General features: G+C 50.8%; 15 protein-coding genes. 11 read left to right on the forward strand and 4 right to left on the reverse strand.

What is annotated here, in order from left to right:
* Window positions 1–57 precede the first annotated feature (57 nt).
* The 9 genes from V7676_RS00465 to argC all read left to right on the forward strand — a co-directional run bounded on the left by V7676_RS00465 (window position 58) and on the right by argC (window position 10,881).
* The gene (locus tag V7676_RS00465; protein WP_335657695.1) at window positions 58–972 is read left to right on the forward strand and encodes a UDP-2,3-diacylglucosamine diphosphatase; all 915 of its coding nucleotides are present in this window, start codon (window positions 58–60) and stop codon (window positions 970–972) included.
* On the forward strand, window positions 969–2,033 hold the full coding sequence (locus V7676_RS00470; protein WP_335657696.1) for a glycosyltransferase family 4 protein: 1,065 nt from the start codon (window positions 969–971) through the stop codon (window positions 2,031–2,033). Before V7676_RS00465 ends, V7676_RS00470 begins: the two co-directional genes overlap by 4 nt.
* A gap of 166 nt (window positions 2,034–2,199) precedes the next feature.
* On the forward strand, window positions 2,200–2,886 hold the full coding sequence (locus tag V7676_RS00475; RefSeq protein WP_335658871.1) for a DUF1013 domain-containing protein: 687 nt from the start codon (window positions 2,200–2,202) through the stop codon (window positions 2,884–2,886).
* A gap of 137 nt (window positions 2,887–3,023) precedes the next feature.
* On the forward strand, window positions 3,024–4,139 hold the full coding sequence (locus V7676_RS00480; protein ID WP_335657697.1) for an MBL fold metallo-hydrolase: 1,116 nt from the start codon (window positions 3,024–3,026) through the stop codon (window positions 4,137–4,139).
* A 157-nt stretch (window positions 4,140–4,296) separates the two neighbouring features.
* Window positions 4,297–5,835: a flavin-containing monooxygenase gene (locus V7676_RS00485; protein ID WP_335657698.1), complete on the forward strand. Its 1,539-nt coding sequence runs from the start codon at window positions 4,297–4,299 to the stop codon at window positions 5,833–5,835.
* Window positions 5,836–5,900: 65 nt separating this feature from the next.
* A complete protein-coding gene (locus tag V7676_RS00490; protein ID WP_335657699.1) occupies window positions 5,901–7,409 on the forward strand; it encodes a flavin-containing monooxygenase in 1,509 nt (502 codons plus the stop codon).
* Window positions 7,410–7,452: 43 nt separating this feature from the next.
* On the forward strand, window positions 7,453–8,874 hold the full coding sequence (locus tag V7676_RS00495) for a leucyl aminopeptidase family protein (protein ID WP_335657700.1): 1,422 nt from the start codon (window positions 7,453–7,455) through the stop codon (window positions 8,872–8,874).
* 126 nt (window positions 8,875–9,000) lie between these two features.
* Window positions 9,001–9,939 carry a C40 family peptidase gene (locus V7676_RS00500; protein ID WP_335657701.1) on the forward strand — a complete coding sequence of 313 codons (939 nt, stop codon included), beginning with the start codon at window positions 9,001–9,003 and terminating at the stop codon, window positions 9,937–9,939.
* 9 nt (window positions 9,940–9,948) lie between these two features.
* Window positions 9,949–10,881: an N-acetyl-gamma-glutamyl-phosphate reductase gene (gene argC, locus V7676_RS00505; RefSeq protein ID WP_335657702.1), complete on the forward strand. Its 933-nt coding sequence runs from the start codon at window positions 9,949–9,951 to the stop codon at window positions 10,879–10,881.
* A 10-nt stretch (window positions 10,882–10,891) separates the two neighbouring features.
* On the opposite strand, the gene lepB is transcribed toward argC, so the two are convergent.
* From lepB to pyrE, 4 genes are read right to left on the reverse strand one after another with little or no spacing between them, the layout of a single operon-like run.
* Entirely contained in the window at window positions 10,892–11,761 is an 870-nt protein-coding gene (lepB, locus tag V7676_RS00510; RefSeq protein WP_335657703.1) for a signal peptidase I, read from the reverse strand.
* A gap of 53 nt (window positions 11,762–11,814) precedes the next feature.
* A complete protein-coding gene (gene acpS / locus V7676_RS00515) occupies window positions 11,815–12,219 on the reverse strand; it encodes a holo-ACP synthase (RefSeq protein WP_335658872.1) in 405 nt (134 codons plus the stop codon).
* Window positions 12,220–12,229: 10 nt separating this feature from the next.
* A complete protein-coding gene (locus V7676_RS00520) occupies window positions 12,230–12,955 on the reverse strand; it encodes a pyridoxine 5'-phosphate synthase (RefSeq protein WP_335657704.1) in 726 nt (241 codons plus the stop codon).
* A 5-nt stretch (window positions 12,956–12,960) separates the two neighbouring features.
* Entirely contained in the window at window positions 12,961–13,542 is a 582-nt protein-coding gene (gene pyrE, locus V7676_RS00525) for an orotate phosphoribosyltransferase (protein WP_335657705.1), read from the reverse strand.
* A gap of 212 nt (window positions 13,543–13,754) precedes the next feature.
* Between pyrE and coxB the strand changes: the two genes are divergently transcribed.
* Together coxB and ctaD are read left to right on the forward strand one after the other, a co-directional pair.
* Window positions 13,755–14,816 carry a cytochrome c oxidase subunit II gene (coxB, locus tag V7676_RS00530; RefSeq protein ID WP_335657706.1) on the forward strand — a complete coding sequence of 354 codons (1,062 nt, stop codon included), beginning with the start codon at window positions 13,755–13,757 and terminating at the stop codon, window positions 14,814–14,816.
* A 13-nt stretch (window positions 14,817–14,829) separates the two neighbouring features.
* Window positions 14,830–16,482, forward strand: a complete 1,653-nt coding sequence (gene ctaD / locus V7676_RS00535) for a cytochrome c oxidase subunit I (RefSeq protein WP_335657707.1) — start codon at window positions 14,830–14,832, stop codon at window positions 16,480–16,482.
* Window positions 16,483–16,551 lie beyond the last annotated feature (69 nt).

Here is a 16,551-nt window from a genome sequence, read left to right on the forward strand (position 1 = left end):
TGTAATATAGGCAGGTTATAGGCGGCTCCCATGGATGGTTTCCTTGGGAGTGAAGCGATGGCCAAACAATTTCCGCCGATTTCAGCGTCTAATGTCCCCTTGCTTGATGTGGACCGCTATGAAGCGCGGCTTACCCGTCAACCACAGGTCAATCCGGTAGACCGGACGCGATACCGAACCATCTGGATTTCTGACATCCATTTGGGCACGCGCGGCTGTAATGCCGACATGTTGATCGATTTCCTAGACCATGTGGATAGCGATACACTTTATCTGGTGGGCGATATTATCGACGGCTGGCGGCTGAAGAAGAAATTTTATTGGCCGGACGGTCATAATGATATCGTTTGGCGGATATTGAAACGGGCCAAGCGGGATACGCGCATTGTCTATATTCCCGGTAATCATGACGAGATGTTCCGCCAGTTTACCGGATTAAATTTCGGCGGCGTTGAAATCCGCCGTTCCGCAATCCACGAAACCGCTGATGGACGACGGTTGCTCGTGCTGCATGGCGACGAATTTGATGCGGTGATGTTGGCCCATCGCTGGCTCGCTTTTGTCGGGGACACCGCTTATACCTTTCTGATGCGGCTCAACTGGGTGGTCAACAAGGTCCGCCGGCGCATGGGACTGCCTTATTGGTCGCTATCGAAAATGGCCAAGAACAAGGTCAAAAATGCCGTGGAATTCATCGGTCGCTTCGAAGAACTGGTTGCCAAAGCTGCAGGCAGCCGGGGTGTCGACGGGGTCGTGTGCGGCCATATCCATACCGCCGATATGCGCGAGATTAAGGGCATCGAATATTATAATGACGGTGACTGGGTCGAAGGATGCACGGCGCTGGTCGAATGTGACGACGGCACGATGGAAATATTGCACTGGGCCGATGAAATTGCCGCACGAGAGGCCCGGCGCGCCGAACAGCTGGAACTGGAAAGCGTGAACGACGATCTGGTGCAAGCGGCGTGAAAATCGCGCTGGTCACCGATGCTTGGCATCCCCAGGTAAATGGTGTGGTTCGGACATTGGAAACGGTGGTCGGCATATTGCGCAATTGGGGGCATGAGGTGTTGATTATCTCCCCCGATCAATATCGCTCGGTCGCGGCACCCAGCTATCCGGAAATCCGTTTGGCAATGACCCGTGCGCGTAGCGTGGGACGCCGCATTTCCAAATTTAATGCCGACGCGGTCCATTTGGCGACTGAGGGGCCATTATGCCTGTCTGCGCGGCGTTGGTGCCGCCGTAATAAATTCCCGTTTACAACGGCTTATCACACACAGTTTCCGGAATATCTTGCTAAGCGCACCCATTTGTCACCGCGCATTTTCTGGCATTATATCCGCTGGTTTCATGGCCGGTCACAGGCCATCATGGCGTCTACCGAAAGCGTGCGTCAGCAATTAATGGGCGAACGTTTGCCGCAAGTGCACCATTGGAGCCGCGGCGTTGATCTTACGAATTTTTCTCCGGATGCGCCCGCCCCGGACCTTTTCAAAGATTTGCCGCGCCCGATCCAGCTTTATGTCGGACGGGTAGCGGTGGAAAAAAATATTGAGGCTTTTCTGCAAACCGATCAACGGGGCAGCAAGGTTATCGTGGGCGATGGTCCTGCGCTGGATGATCTGCGCTTACGCTATCCCGAGGCTTATTTTCTGGGCCGTAAATCGGGTAGACAATTGGCCGGATGCTATGCGGGTGCAGATGTTTTTGTATTCCCCAGTAAAACCGATACGTTCGGACTGGTGTTGATTGAGGCGCTGGCTTGCGGCACGCCGGTAGCGGCTTTCCCTGTCACCGGCCCGGTCGATATATTGACGGAAAAAAGCGGAGCCATGTCCAAAAATTTGAACCACGCAATTGCTGTCGCGCAATATTTACAGCCAAGTGATTGCCTGAAACGGGCCAGTCATTTCAATTGGACCGCCAGCGCCCGGCAATTTTTGGATGGATTAGCACGAATTGAACCGGATCAGACCGCCTATATGTCACGCCGCTTTATTGCTAAGGCCATTTTTGCGAGAGTATGAACCGGAATTGGCCAAAAACCGTCAAAAAACGATGGCCTAACCAAATATCTTGCCGACTCTTTCGATATCCACTACAAAGAAGATAACAACAGGCCGCTCCCGAAAGGGGCGGCCCTTATTTTTTAAAAAGGATGCCGCCGTGGCCCAAGATAACCCAACCCCACTCATGCAGCACGCAACAGCGAGCTGGCTGGTTGATAATACCGGATTGAGCTTTGAGCAGATTGCTGAATTTTGCGGTATTCACATTCTTGAAGTGAACGCGATGGCCGATGATCTTGCTGGTTCTAAATATACGGGCCGCGATCCTGTGCAGGCGCATGAATTGACCAACGCGGAAATCGCGAAAGCCGAAGCTGATCCGGAATATCGGATGAAGCTACAAAAAGGTCCCGATCAGATCCGCCGGACCAAAGGCCCTCGCTATACGCCGGTGTCTAAGCGTCAGGATAAGCCGGACGGTATTTCTTGGTTGCTGCGCAATCATCCCGAAATTTCTGATGCGCAGCTTGGCAAGCTCATCGGCACGACCCGCACTACGATCAGCGCTATCCGTGACCGTGAACATTGGAATATTGCCAATATTGTTCCCAAAGATCCGGTTACTCTGGGTCTTTGTTCCCAGCGTGAACTCGATACCGTGGTTGCCAAAGCTGCGAAAAAGGCAGGCATTGAACCTGAAGTGGAAGAAGACAAGAAATTGGGCGGCGACAAGGAAGCGCTTATCGCCGAATTGCATGAAGAACGCGCGAAAGCCGGACGGGATGCGGAGGCCGCATTGGCCGCTGAATCTGGTGAAGGCGAAATTGCTAGTAAAGATCTGACCGCAGAAACGCTCTTTAAAGATAGCTAAAGTCGCGCGCAGCCGGTGATTTTTGCCCCGCATTGATTATGGGGTAGGAACATACAGCTACTTATATTTGACATTGGTCTTAACTGACTGATTAAATTGGCTTGCGCCGCTTCCTTGCGTAAGTCTATGGTCTGGCTATGGATGCAATAACACACCCCCCCGCTTATGATGCCACCTTGGCCGATCATGGCTTTGACCCCATCGAAGCGGAAGGTCTCATCTATCCGCTCGGTGATTATGAACCGAAATATGGCGAATATTTTGAACTCATGCCCGGTATCGGTTGGACCCGTACGCCGGTTCCTGGACCGCTGGGGCATATTAACAACTGGGTGCTTGATGATGTGCATCCGGACGGTTCTGCGGGTTTTGCGATAGTCGATACGGGATTGTTCATGCCGGCAGTCATCGAATCCTGGAAAACGCTTTTCAAAACCGGGCTAAACGGAAAATCAGCGACGAAAATCGTCGTGACCCATTTCCATCCCGATCACGTCGGTTGTGCCGGCTGGCTGGCCAACCGCTTCAAGGCGCCGGTTCACATGAACCGTACAGAATGGTTGCTGGCGCGTATGCTCACAGCAGATGTCAGTGATGATGTGCCACAAGAGGCTATTGATGAATGGCGTTTTGCGGGCTGGGACGAAGCGTTGATCAAAGAGAAAAGCGAAGGTGGCTGGGGCCGCTTTGCCCGCGCCGTATCGCGTCTGCCCATAGGCCATATCCGCATGGATGAGAGTGATAGCCTGACCATCGGCGATAATGACTGGCGGGTGATGATTGGGCGTGGCCATACCCCGGAACATGCCTGCTTAATCGATGATAAAAACCATGTGATGATTTCCGGCGACCAGATATTACCGCGCATCACATCCAATATCTCGGTCATGTTGAGTGAACCAACTGCTGATCCGCTTGGCGAATGGCTTGCCAGCATAGATCGGTTCCGCGCTGAAATTGATCCGGATCTGCTGGTGTTGCCAGCGCACGGCCGTCCGTTCAAGGGCGCGCATCAGCGGCTTGATACTTTGGCGCTACGGCATAATGAGGCGTTGGATGACCTTGCTGATGCGATCAGCAAAAAACCCATGCGGGTGGTCGACAGTTTCCCGCTGCTTTTCACCCGCCCAATCGGTCATGATGTGATCGGGATGGCAACGGGAGAGGCCATGGCGACGCTCCGGCATTTGGAATATACCGGCCGAGCGACCTATGAGATGAAGGATGGAACTGCTTGGTATAGCGGCGTTTAATTCAGTTCTGACCAAATTCGTTTCACACGCTAGCATATCAACTATAGTCCCGTCGGTGTGAAGAATGTGAAGTATTGCATTAATCGTCCAGTTAAATTGCTAATTGCAACCTTGTCTCAGGAATGGCATAACATTGTCCAGCTGGGAGAGACGGCAAATGACAACACAAGCTATAAAGAAAAGCGCAAGCGCTTTAGAAACACCGATGCAATCAGTCGACGTCCTGATAGTAGGGGCGGGAATTTCCGGTATCGGGATGGCCGTGCATCTTCGTGATAAATGCCCGGATAAGAGTTTTGCGTTGGTCGAACGCCGCGACGAGATAGGCGGGACTTGGAACCTGTTTCAGTATCCCGGGGTCCGATCTGACAGTGATATGCATACTTTAGGTTTCCAATTTGAGCCATGGACCGAGCAAAAAGCCATAGCCGATGGCCCATCGATCATGAACTATCTCCACCGGATCAAGGTAAAGCATGATTTGGAAAAACATATTCATTTTGGCCACAAAGTATTGGCTGCTAGCTGGTCTAGCGAAGATGCACGATGGACCGTAACCGCAGAAAAATCAGACGGCAGACAAGCCATTATTCATGCCAATTTCCTGTATATGGGGTCGGGCTATTATGACTATGATCAAGGCTATGATGCGAAGATTGCCGGTATTGAAAATTTCAAAGGCGATGTGGTTCATCCGCAGTTCTGGCCCAAGGATTTTGACTATAGCAGCAAAAAGGTCGTAATAATCGGCAGCGGTGCGACGGCGGTGACCATCGTTCCGGTCATGGCTGAAAAAGCCGCCCATGTGACGATGTTGCAACGGACGCCGACATGGTATTTTGCTCGCAATGCAAAGGACCATCTAGCCAATTTTCTTCGCAAGATCATGCCCGAACAATGGGCCTATAATATCATTCGCTGGAAAAACGTGAAGATGCAGGACATCACCTTCCACATGGCACGGAACCAGCCTGAAAAAGTCATAAAAAAACTGGAAAAACCACTTAAAAAAGAACTGGGCGATAAATATAATAAGGAAGATTATACGCCGCCTTATGGGCCATGGGAACAGCGCCTGTGCCTTGTCCCCGATAGCGATATGTTCAAAGCCATTCGTTCCGGCGCGGCAGAGGTCAAAACCGGCCATATCGAAGCGGTAACTGCGAATGGTATCAAGTTGAAATCTGGCGAAACATTGGATGCCGATGTGATTGTCACAGCCACCGGCTTGAAACTTGCCGTTGCGGGTAAGGTCGTATTTGAAGTGGACGGGAAGCCGATTAATTTTCATGATCATTTTTATTATAAAGGCTGCATGTTTTCAGACATCCCTAACATGGCGATTGTCTTCGGCTATTTGAACGCATCGTGGACACTTAAAGCAGATATAGTCTCGGAATATACCTGCCGGTTGCTCAAGCATATGGACGCCACTAGCACGCGGATCGCCAATCCAGTTTTGTCAGAATCAGTGGAAGAGGAAGAGCTGTTCGATTTCTCGTCCGGATATATTAAGCGTTCCATCAGTGAGCTGCCACGCAACAGCACTGGCATGCCGTGGAAGTTGAATCAGGATTATCTCGCTGATAAAAAAATCTTGTTGAATGAACCGGTCGATGACGGTGTGATCCAATTTTATGGACCGAATAGTGCAACTGAAGGTCATGAAGACCTAACAATGGAAGCCGCCGAATAATCTTGAAGCGCCATATAATTTAATTGCTATGTTGTAATTAACACTAATGTAAGTAAATTAGATTCATGAAAAATGAAATGTTTGATGTTCTGATCGTGGGTGCTGGCCTATCCGGTATTGGCGCCGCTGTTCACTTGACCAAAAGATGCTCTGGCAAAAGCTTCGCAATCGTCGAAGGGCGCGAGCGATTGGGCGGGACGTGGGATTTATTCCGTTATCCCGGCATCCGATCTGACAGCGACATGTATACTTTGGGTTATAATTTCAAACCTTGGACCGAGCGCAAAGCGATTGCAGATGCGCCGACAATTCTGAACTACCTGCGCGAAACCGTGGAGGAACATGGGCTAGGTAAGTATATCCGCTATGAGCGGAAAGTTACCAATGCCAGTTGGTCGAGCGACACCGCCCGTTGGATGGTCAGCCTGGATCATGGTGATGGTGAAACCAGCGAAATTGAATGCAATTTCCTGTTCATGTGCTCTGGATATTATAGCTATAAAAGCGGGTATAAACCGGATTTCAAGGGCCAGGAAGGTTTCTCTGGTCCTATTGTTCATCCACAGGAATGGCCGGAAGATCTAGACTATGCGGGAAAGAAAGTGGTTGTCATCGGCAGCGGCGCGACCGCCGTCACTTTGGTCCCATCCATGGCGGATACAGCCAGTCATGTGACGATGCTCCAACGGTCGCCGACCTATATCGTGTCGCGTCCGGCCGAGGATAAATTCGCGCTGGCACTGCGTAAATATTCGCCAGGTAAATGGGCTTATGGCGTCACCCGTTGGCGAAATGTGCTTTACCAGCTTTTCACGTTTAATTTGGCCCGTCGGCAGCCGGTCGGATTCAAGAAACGGCTCCTCGATATGGTGCGTGCGGAAATGGGTGAGGGCGTCGATATGACGCATTTTACGCCAAACTATAATCCATGGGATCAGCGGCTTTGTCTGGTTCCCGATAGCGATCTTTTTAAGACGCTGAAATCCGGCAAAGCGTCGATCGTCACCGATCATATCGACCGGTTCGTCAAGAATGGCATCCTACTGAAATCAGGCGAGACAATTGAGGCTGATATCATCGTCACGGCCACCGGACTGACTATGGTTTCTGGCGGGCATGCGCAGTTCCAAATTGATGGCGAACCGCTCCATTTCGGTTCGCATTTCAATTATAAAGGGGTGATGTTCTCCGACGTTCCCAATCTGGCTATGATTTTCGGTTACACCAATGCGAGTTGGACTTTGAAGGCGGATCTTACCAGTGAATATATTTGCCGGTTAATCAATAAGATGGATACCAAACATGTGCAGATTGCTTATCCGCATCCCATTGATTCAGAGACGATGGTTCCGGAAACAATAGTCGATTTTTCATCAGGCTATATCGAACGAGCTGCTGCTGATCTGCCGAAGCAAGGACAGAAAAAACCATGGCGGCTGAATCAGAATTACGCGAAGGATATTGTCAATTTGCGTTATAAGAGCGTGGATGATGGGGTGATGGTTTTTGCAGAAGCAGGACGCCAGCATAGTGGTGCGACTGGAAAGCAAGAGAAGGTGATGGCCGGAGCATGATTACGCTCTCGCGCTGAACCGGTTTCATGGTTATAGAGGCCCGATGACAGATTTTGCGACATTGATCGAAGCCGATAAAGGCCAAGCAGCACGGACCATCCAGATATTGGATGTGAATATTTTTGAAGATTGGCTGCGGAACCAGCCCGATAGCGTGCGCAATTTCGTCAATGCATATAAATTTGTCGCCAATCCGGAATCCTACCTTATTTTGCCTGTTGTGACGGGGCAGGGCAAAGCTGATAAATCAGAGCAGGGTGATTTTACCGTTGTGGCCGGTGTGATCGACCACAAAAAGCTGGACCCTTGGGCCTTGGCCAAACTGGGAGGAAAGCTGCCCGAGGGTAAATACCGGCTCGCCGGGGCAAGCGCAAAAAATGCTTTGTTCAGTTGGCTGATTCCGCAACATGAATTTGACACTTACAAAGAGCTGCCCGACCGGCAAGGGCCAAGCGTTTTATTAGTGAAAGGCGAGATTGCACAGGTGGACGATGCCGTCCGTCAAGCAGAAGCCACGGCGCTTGTTCGCGACATGGTCAATACGCCAGCAGCCGATATGGGGCCTGACAAGATCGAGGAAATTGTCGAGCAATTGGCAGAGAAGCATGGCGCTGACTTAAAAGTCACGCGCGGCGATACATTGGAAAAACATTTTCCTATGATCCATGGCGTCGGCAAGGCGGCAATGCGCGAACATGCGCCACGCTTGATTGAATTGAAATGGGGTAATGCGAACCATCCGAAAATCGCAGTTGTCGGAAAAGGTGTAACCTTTGATAGCGGCGGCCTGTCGATGAAATCACCCGCCGGCATGCTCATTATGAAAAAAGACATGGGCGGCGCGGCGCATGCGATTGCGCTCGCCAAAATGATCATGGAGACCAAATTGCCGGTACAACTACACTTGTTGGTGCCCGCGGTTGAAAATTCCGTTGATGGCCATGCGCTCCGTCCGGGAGATGTGCTACACAGCCGCAAGGGTTTGACGGTAGAAATTGGTAATACCGATGCTGAAGGACGTCTGGTTCTGGGTGATGCGCTAACTCTTGCCAGTGAAGAAGAGCCTGAGATGATCTTCGACTTTGCGACGCTCACGGGTGCCGCGCGGGTTGCATTGGGACCGGATTTACCAGCATTATTCTGCAATAATGATGATATGGCAGCCGGATTGGTCGCTAGCGGTGAAGAAGAAGACGATCCGTTATGGCGTATGCCATTATGGGCGCGTTATGAATATCGGCTCAACAGTGCGATTGCGGATACGAATAATGTTGCGACGGGGGCCTTTGCGGGATGCATAACGGCAGCGTTATTTCTTCAAAAATTCGTGCCCGGAGAGATATCTTGGGCACATTTTGATACTTATGCATGGCGACCGGCGAGCAAAGCGGGGCGACCAAAAGGCGGTGAAGCACTTGGTCTGCGGGCGAGCTGGAATTATTTGAAAGCGCGTTATACCAATTAGCGAAGCGCAGTCGCTGCTTGATCAACGGGCTGTTTCTCGGTTAAGGGCGCTTTGTTGTCACAGCTTTGTCATAAAGCGCAGAATCCGTGCGGTTGCGACAAAAGCTGCAAATGGGGTAATGAATAAATGAATATTGTTGGGGACATGAAAGTCGGAGAAACACCGACGCGCGCGAAGTTTTCGCTGCACGGTCCCGAAGAGGATTTTGATCCCCGGATTACGGCGCATCGCGGTGATCTTGCGGATATCGCGCTTGCGGGCAAAATGTTCGCTCCGCATTATGCAGAGCCGATACCCATGCGCTGTGCTGCGCCGAAGGCTATGATCCGTAAGCAAGGCAATAAGAATTCGGAAGCTGTATCTGAACTACTGCATGGCGAAGATTTCCACTTGCTGGATGTTGTGGGCGATTGGGCCTGGGGCTATTGCGATCATGATGGCTATGTCGGCTATATACCGGTCCATGCATTGCAGCATCAACGCAAGACAGCTCAGCCCACACATTTAATTTCAGCACGAGCGGCCCTGATATTTGTGGAACCCGATGTCAAATCTGGCTTGCTCAAGCGCCTGCCGATGGGTGCGAAACTGGCCTGTAGTGAGCTGAGCGAGTGCGGTAATTTTTTGAAAACGGGTAAAGGTTATATCCATATTCGCCACGTTCAGGAAATCGGTGCAAAGCTTGTTTTTGATGGTACGAATAACACCGTCGCTTTTGCAGAACAGTTGATTGGTGCGCCATATCTATGGGGCGGCCGCAGCGGTGATGGCCTTGATTGCTCGGGTCTGATACAGATGGTTCTTGGCCAGACGGGGCAAACAGCACCGCGAGATACGGACCAGCAACTAAAAACCATTGGTTTGGAAATTGCAGCCGAAGATGATTTGAAGCGGGGCGACATTGTTTTCTTCCCAGACCATGTCGGGATTATGGTTGATGGTGAGCGGATTATTCACGCCAATATCCATTGGATGAAAACAGTGGCTGAACCTTTAAGCGATGTAATTGCCCGCTTCGGCAAAGATGTGGAGAAGCCGATTTTGGCGCGTAAGCGGCTCGGATGAGAAACGACCATGACATATAGTGTTTTTATTGATGGAGCGGTCGGCACGACGGGCCTCGAAATAGCGGATAGACTGGGCACACGGACCGAATTTAATCTTATACGACTGCCTGAAGAGCAGCGTAAAGATCTGGCTGCCCGGCGCGAGGCGATTAATAGCAGCGATTTTGTTATCCTCTGTTTGCCGGATGATGCGGCCAAAGAAGCGGTGTCGCTGATTTCCAATGAGCATACGCGGGTTATTGATGCTTCATCTGCACACCGCACCGCCCAAAATTGGGTTTATGGATTCGCCGAGTTTCAGGATGGACAGCGGAATCTTATCGCTAACGCAAGACTAGTGTCCAATCCGGGTTGTTATCCCACTGGTTTCCTCGGCTTGGTGGCACCGCTGATCGCGCGCAATTTGTTGCCTGCTGACTGGCCTTATTCTATCAATGCGGTTTCCGGTTATTCCGGTGGCGGCAAAGCGCTGATTGAGCATTTCGAGCAAGAACCGGATATTGGCTTTCGTAGTTATGGACTAACTCTTGAGCATAAGCATATGCCCGAAATGAAGCATCACGCTGGGCTTGCGTATGATGTAATCTTCGCACCAGCGGTTGTTCGTGCCTATCGGGGTATGATCGTAGAGGTTCCGATCAACCTTGCTGCTATTGGCAGTGGTGTAAAAGCCAGCGACTTGTTGGATGGGCTAAAACACCATTATGACGGTTCCGCCATTGTGGGCGTGCAGGATGGCAGCGGCCTTAGCGAGCTATTGTTGAGCGAAAATGACCCAGCAACTGATCGGCTGGAACTTTATGTTTTTGCGCATGAAAATGGTGATCAAGTGCGGCTGGTGGCTACGCTAGACAATCTCGGTAAAGGTGCTGCAGGCAGTACGGTTCAAGATTTGAACATCATGGCGGGTCTCGACGAAACCTTAGGGCTTCGCCTTTAATAGGATCCGATTATTTGGCGGCGTTACGGCCCCGTGATGGCCGTAAACTTGTACCCGCACGACCACTTCGAAATGATGTGAACCAGCTTATCGGATTGAAACTGGTCGTTCCATCAAGTGAGAAAGTGATAAATTCTGCGCGGCCACCAATATTTTCCCATGGAATTGGGCCATCCAAGCCAAGTGGACTCGCTACCCGGCTATCTGCGGACAAATCACGATTGTCACCTAGAAGGTAGACATGCCCTTCGGGGATGATCACGGGCGAGATATCGTCAGAAGATTGGGGGCCGAGGTCGATAATATCATAGCTCACCCCATTAGGCAGCGTTTCCCGAACAATAGGAAGCGCGCAAACCGGATTGCCACTGGCATCAGTATCTCGCAATCCGGGAAATTCGCGGCTTCCGCATGGTGCATTTACGTCGATGGGTAGTCGCAGGTCCGGTTGAGCTTCTTGCTGGACGGGTTCACCATTCAGGAAAATCTGACCACCGCGGAGTTCCACTATATCGCCGGGAAGACCGATAACTCGCTTGATATAGTCGCTGCTCTGGTTTTTGGGTGTAAGGATTACGACGTCCCCGCGTTCTGGCAATGATCCAAAAAGTCGCCCTTTCGCGCGTGGGAATATGTGAAAAGTGGGGGATACCCATGACCAGCCATAGGCATATTTGCTGACAATCAGCCGGTCGCCGACCAGCAATCCGGGCATCATTGAAACCGATGGAATGTAAAATGGCTTGGCTACAAGGCTATGAAAGGCCAGAACAGCAAGCAACAAAAGGCCTATACTCTTGATCTCGCCGATCCAGTCAGTCTTCTCTTTCCCGGAATCATCAGCCTTTAGAGTCTGCTCATCCACCTTTTCTACAGCCATATTGGGTTTTCTTCTTCTCTTGCCGCGTCGACAATCGTCAGTCTGGCATATTATTAAATATTAGGCATCGCTTCGATAATAACGAATGCTTGCGCCCATGGATGATCGTCGGTGAGTGTAAGATGAACAATGGCAGTATATCCAGCCGGAGTCAGCGCGTCGAGCCGTTTTTTTGCACCGCCCGTAAGGATCAACGTTGGTGCGCCGCTTTTAGCGTTGATCACGCCGATGTCCTTCATGAACACACCGGCTTTGAAACCCGTGCCTACTGCTTTGGAATAGGCCTCTTTGGCGGCGAAGCGCTTTGCGTAGGTTCCGGCCTTCGTATATGGTCTGTGCGCGGCTTTGGTGCGTTCGACTTCAGTGAATACGCGCTTTTCAAATCGTTCGCCAAAACGGTTCAGCGAATTTTGAATGCGGTCGATATTGCATAGGTCTGATCCGAGGCCGATGATCATAGTGTGATAATCATCGCGCATCATTCATCAGGGCGCGCATCTGTTGGATGCTTCCAGAAAGACCTCCAAATATCGCCTCACCAATCAGAAAATGACCGATGTTGAGTTCGACTAACTGCGGTATTGCAGCGATAGGAATAACATTGTCAAAAGTCAGGCCATGCCCGGCATGGGGTTCAATACCGTTTTTCGCAGCTAGTGCTGCGGCGTCGCTAATCCGCCGTAACTCAGTTTCACGCTCTGCTCCAATGACCTCAGCATAGCGGCCGGTATGAAATTCAACCACCGGCGCGCCGAGATGAATCGCAGCTTCAACCTGTCTAGGATCAGGTTCAATGAAAAGGCTAACGCGGATATTGGCCTCACGAAGTTGGCTGACAAAATCCTTTAATCGGTTATGTTGCCCTGCTGCGTCCAAGCCACCTTCGGTGGTGCGTTCTTCGCGGTTTTCCGGGACGATGCAAGCAGCATGCGGTTTATGGCGCAGCGCGATGTCCAGCATTTCGTCCGTGGCCGCCATTTCGAGGTTGAGCGGGATAGATAGTTTGTTCATGAGCTCTACCAAATCATCATCACGAATATGCCGGCGGTCTTCTCGTAAATGTGCTGTGATTCCGTCGGCCCCCGCTTCTGCTGCAATGGTCGCTGCACGAATGGGCTCGGGATGCTCGCCGCCACGCGCGTTGCGAATGGTGGCAACATGATCAATATTGACGCCTAAACGGAGGGGCTGCATTTGGCTCATGCCTTGCGACTACCTGGTTTGGTAGTCGGTATAGCGGCTAGCTCTGGTGGGAGTTCGTCATCCGTATAAGATGGTACTTCGAGCGCGATTAATGGAAAAAAGGGGACATCAAAACTAGCCGTGCTGTTCGACCGGTCCACCAGCGCGCCTGCCGCAATGACTTCGCCTCCAGCTTCGCCGATGGCCTTGATCGCTTCGCGTGAGGATAGGCCAGTTGTCACGACATCTTCCATCATCAGAACTTTTTGACCCGGCTCCAAGCGGAAACCTCGCCTTAGTTCGAATGTGCCGTCAGGACGTTCCAGAAAAATTGCCTCTTTCCCAAGTGATCTGCCCATTTCATGCCCAACGATCACGCCGCCCATTGCGGGAGAAACAACGATATCAATAGCATCACGAATATCTGTTGGCATTTTTGCGACCAGAGCATCGGCGAGCCTTGCCGCGCGGGCTGGATCCATGAGCACTCTGGCGCATTGCAAATATTGCGCACTATGTCGCCCCGACGACAAGATAAAATGTCCTTCCAGCAAGGCATCGCTAGCGCGGAATTCGTCCAATATTTCATTTTCAGTCAATGTTTTCTATCCGTCGTTAGAGGGCTTTAATTCCAGAATGGAGCCATCTTTGTTTCAATGAAAGTCCAAAAACTTAAAAAATATGCGTAGAGTAGCTTGAGGCTTGCGACAACCCTGCTTATAAGCCGCCCCAAATGGGATGTTTTCGATTAACCTGAAAGCTTACTAGATGGGCTATTTGCCTGAATATCTATTAGCTGTTTCAGGAGGAAATGACCGAAAATTGGGGTTTAGATAAGGTTGAGCAAGTAATGACTCATTATGTGAAAGCATGGATTCTGGCATTGGGCCTGATTCTCGCGCCAGCGGCGGTTGTCGCGCAAGATACGTTGCCAGTGTCGCCGGGGGCGGATGCTGCGCCGGTTGCTGCGAGCAGTGAAGTAGCTGCAGCAGAGGCTGAAGCCGCTCCGGCCGCTGGTTTGGATCCAGCGCTTTATACGCCCATGAAACCTACCAAAGGCATAGGCATGCCAGTCGATGGCGGTATGGACTTTCAACCGCAGGTTAGCGAGACCGGTAAGCAAGCCAAATGGATTAACAATTCGATCCTCTTGCCTATCATGGTGGTTATTTGTCTGTTCGTGCTCGGGTTGATTTTTGTCGTGATCGCACGTTTTCGGAAAGGTGCTAATCCAGAACCTTCAAAGACGACCCATAATACATTTATTGAAATTATCTGGACAGTCGTTCCTGTTTTGATTCTTTTGGTAATCGCTGTGCCGTCCATTAGTTTGCTGGCCCAGCAGTTTGAGCCAGCACCGGAAGATGCTCTGACGATAAAGGTCACAGGGTATCAATGGTATTGGGGCTATAGCTATCCTGACAATGGTGATTTCGAGATTATTTCTAATATGCTTCCAAAAGAGGAAGCCGATGCACGCGGGGAACCTTTTCAACTTGCTGCGGATAATCGGTTGGTTATCCCGGTAGGGAAGCCTGTTAAAATGCTTATCACCGGTGCGGATGTTATTCATAGTTTCGCTCTTCCTGCAGCATGGTTCAAACTGGACGCTGTTCCTGGACGGATAAACGAAAAAGTGCTGCAGATTGATGAGGTTGGCGTTTATTATGGTCAATGTTCAGAACTTTGCGGCGCACGTCATGGTTTCATGCCGATTACCGTCGAGGTTCTGCCGGAAGACAAATTTAACGATTGGGTGCGCGCAAATGGCGGAACCGTTAAAGGCGACGATACTGCCGTAGCTGTGAAAACTGCTGCTGGCGACACGACAACAGAAGGCGCGCCTGCAAATGCAGCCGCTGCTGCGAATTAAGGGATAGCAAGCGATGACAACTATTGCAGCAGATGGTCAGATTTTGGATGATCACGCACATGACGCGGATCACAAGCCAGCGTTTTTCCAACGTTGGTTTATGTCCACAAACCACAAAGATATTGGAACGCTTTATCTAATCTTCGCGATTATGGCGGGTATTATTGGCGGCGGGATATCCGGTATGATGCGGTTGGAGCTCGCACAGCCAGGTATCCAGTACCTCACAACTTGGGTCGGGTCGGGAGCATCTGCGGATGAAGCTCTGCATCTTTGGAACGTGCTCATTACGGCCCATGGTTTGATCATGGTTTTCTTCATGGTTATGCCTGCGATGATCGGCGGATTTGGTAACTGGTTTGTACCGTTGATGATCGGTGCGCCGGATATGGCCTTTCCGCGGATGAACAATGTTAGCTTCTGGTTGCTGGTTCCAGCATTTTTGTTGTTACTCGGTTCGACTTTCGTTCCGGGCGGCACCGGCAATGGCGCTGGTACCGGCTGGACGGTTTATGCTCCGCTATCTACTAGCGGTTCTGTTGGCCCTGCTGTGGATATGGCGATCCTTTCGCTTCATCTGGCAGGCGCAAGCTCGATTTTGGGCGCGGTAAACTTTATCACAACTATCTTGAATATGCGCGCACCGGGCATGACCTTGCATAAAATGCCGCTATTTGTTTGGTCTGTTCTTGTCACAGCATTTTTGCTGCTTTTGTCGCTGCCCGTATTGGCCGCTGCAATTACCATGTTGTTGACCGATCGTAACTTCGGCACGACTTTCTTTGATGCTTCTGGTGGCGGTGATCCGGTTCTGTATCAACATCTGTTCTGGTTCTTCGGGCATCCTGAAGTCTACATTATGATTTTGCCCGGTTTTGGTATGATCAGTCACATTATCTCGACCTTCTCACGTAAGCCAATTTTTGGATATCTCGGCATGGCCTATGCAATGGTCGCGATTGGCGTGGTCGGTTTCGTGGTTTGGGCGCACCACATGTTCACTACCGGAATGTCGGTTAATGTGAAGATGTACTTCACTGCGGCAACGATGGTGATCGCGGTGCCGACAGGCATCAAAATTTTCTCATGGATCGCGACCATGTGGGGCGGTTCGATGACCTTTAAAACGCCTATGATCTGGGCATTGGGCTTCATCTTCATGTTCACCGTAGGTGGTGTGACCGGTGTTGTTCTGGCTAATGGCGGTATCGACGATAACCTGCATGACACTTATTATGTGGTTGCTCACTTCCACTATGTGTTGTCATTGGGTGCGGTATTCTCGATCTTTGCAGGTTTCTATTACTGGTTCCCGAAAATGTCGGGTCGCCATTATAGCGAGCTTCTGGGACAGCTGCATTTCTGGATTTTCTTTATCGGTGTGAATGTATTGTTCTTCCCTATGCACTTCTTGGGTAATCAGGGCATGCCACGCCGCTATCCCGATTATCCTGAGCAATTTGCTTATTGGAACGAGATTGCGTCTATTGGTTATGCGATCATGGCGGTCGGTGTGTTGATATTCTTCATCAACATTGCTTGGTCGCTGGTTGCTGGCCGTAAAGCCGAGGGCAATTATTGGGGAGAAGGAGCGACGACGCTGGAATGGACATTGTCTAGTCCGCCGCCTTTCCACCAGTTTGAAACGCTTCCTCAGATTAAGTAACTGAGGAAAACCAAGTGGGTTAATGTTCCGGTCGCTAATAAGCTACCGGAACAAAACCTCAAATTGACG

Source organism: Parasphingorhabdus sp. (assembly GCF_036963805.1).
In the GTDB taxonomy this organism is placed as follows: Bacteria; Pseudomonadota; Alphaproteobacteria; order Sphingomonadales; family Sphingomonadaceae; genus Parasphingorhabdus.

What these genes read in the sequence shown, in the direction of transcription:
- lepB (WP_335657703.1), bottom strand. Translation starts at nt 11,761, where the DNA reads ATGGCTGTAGAAAAGGTGGATGAGCAGACTCTAAAGGCTGATGATTCC.
- V7676_RS00480 (WP_335657697.1), top strand. Translation starts at nt 3,024, where the DNA reads ATGGATGCAATAACACACCCCCCCGCTTATGATGCCACCTTGGCCGAT.
- argC (WP_335657702.1), top strand. Translation starts at nt 9,949, where the DNA reads ATGACATATAGTGTTTTTATTGATGGAGCGGTCGGCACGACGGGCCTC.
- V7676_RS00520 (WP_335657704.1), bottom strand. Translation starts at nt 12,955, where the DNA reads ATGCAGCCCCTCCGTTTAGGCGTCAATATTGATCATGTTGCCACCATT.
- V7676_RS00465 (WP_335657695.1), top strand. Translation starts at nt 58, where the DNA reads ATGGCCAAACAATTTCCGCCGATTTCAGCGTCTAATGTCCCCTTGCTT.
- ctaD (WP_335657707.1), top strand. Translation starts at nt 14,830, where the DNA reads ATGACAACTATTGCAGCAGATGGTCAGATTTTGGATGATCACGCACAT.
- acpS (WP_335658872.1), bottom strand. Translation starts at nt 12,219, where the DNA reads ATGATCATCGGCCTCGGATCAGACCTATGCAATATCGACCGCATTCAA.
- V7676_RS00500 (WP_335657701.1), top strand. Translation starts at nt 9,001, where the DNA reads ATGAATATTGTTGGGGACATGAAAGTCGGAGAAACACCGACGCGCGCG.
- V7676_RS00475 (WP_335658871.1), top strand. Translation starts at nt 2,200, where the DNA reads ATGCAGCACGCAACAGCGAGCTGGCTGGTTGATAATACCGGATTGAGC.
- V7676_RS00490 (WP_335657699.1), top strand. Translation starts at nt 5,901, where the DNA reads ATGAAAAATGAAATGTTTGATGTTCTGATCGTGGGTGCTGGCCTATCC.
- V7676_RS00485 (WP_335657698.1), top strand. Translation starts at nt 4,297, where the DNA reads ATGACAACACAAGCTATAAAGAAAAGCGCAAGCGCTTTAGAAACACCG.
- V7676_RS00495 (WP_335657700.1), top strand. Translation starts at nt 7,453, where the DNA reads ATGACAGATTTTGCGACATTGATCGAAGCCGATAAAGGCCAAGCAGCA.
- coxB (WP_335657706.1), top strand. Translation starts at nt 13,755, where the DNA reads ATGACCGAAAATTGGGGTTTAGATAAGGTTGAGCAAGTAATGACTCAT.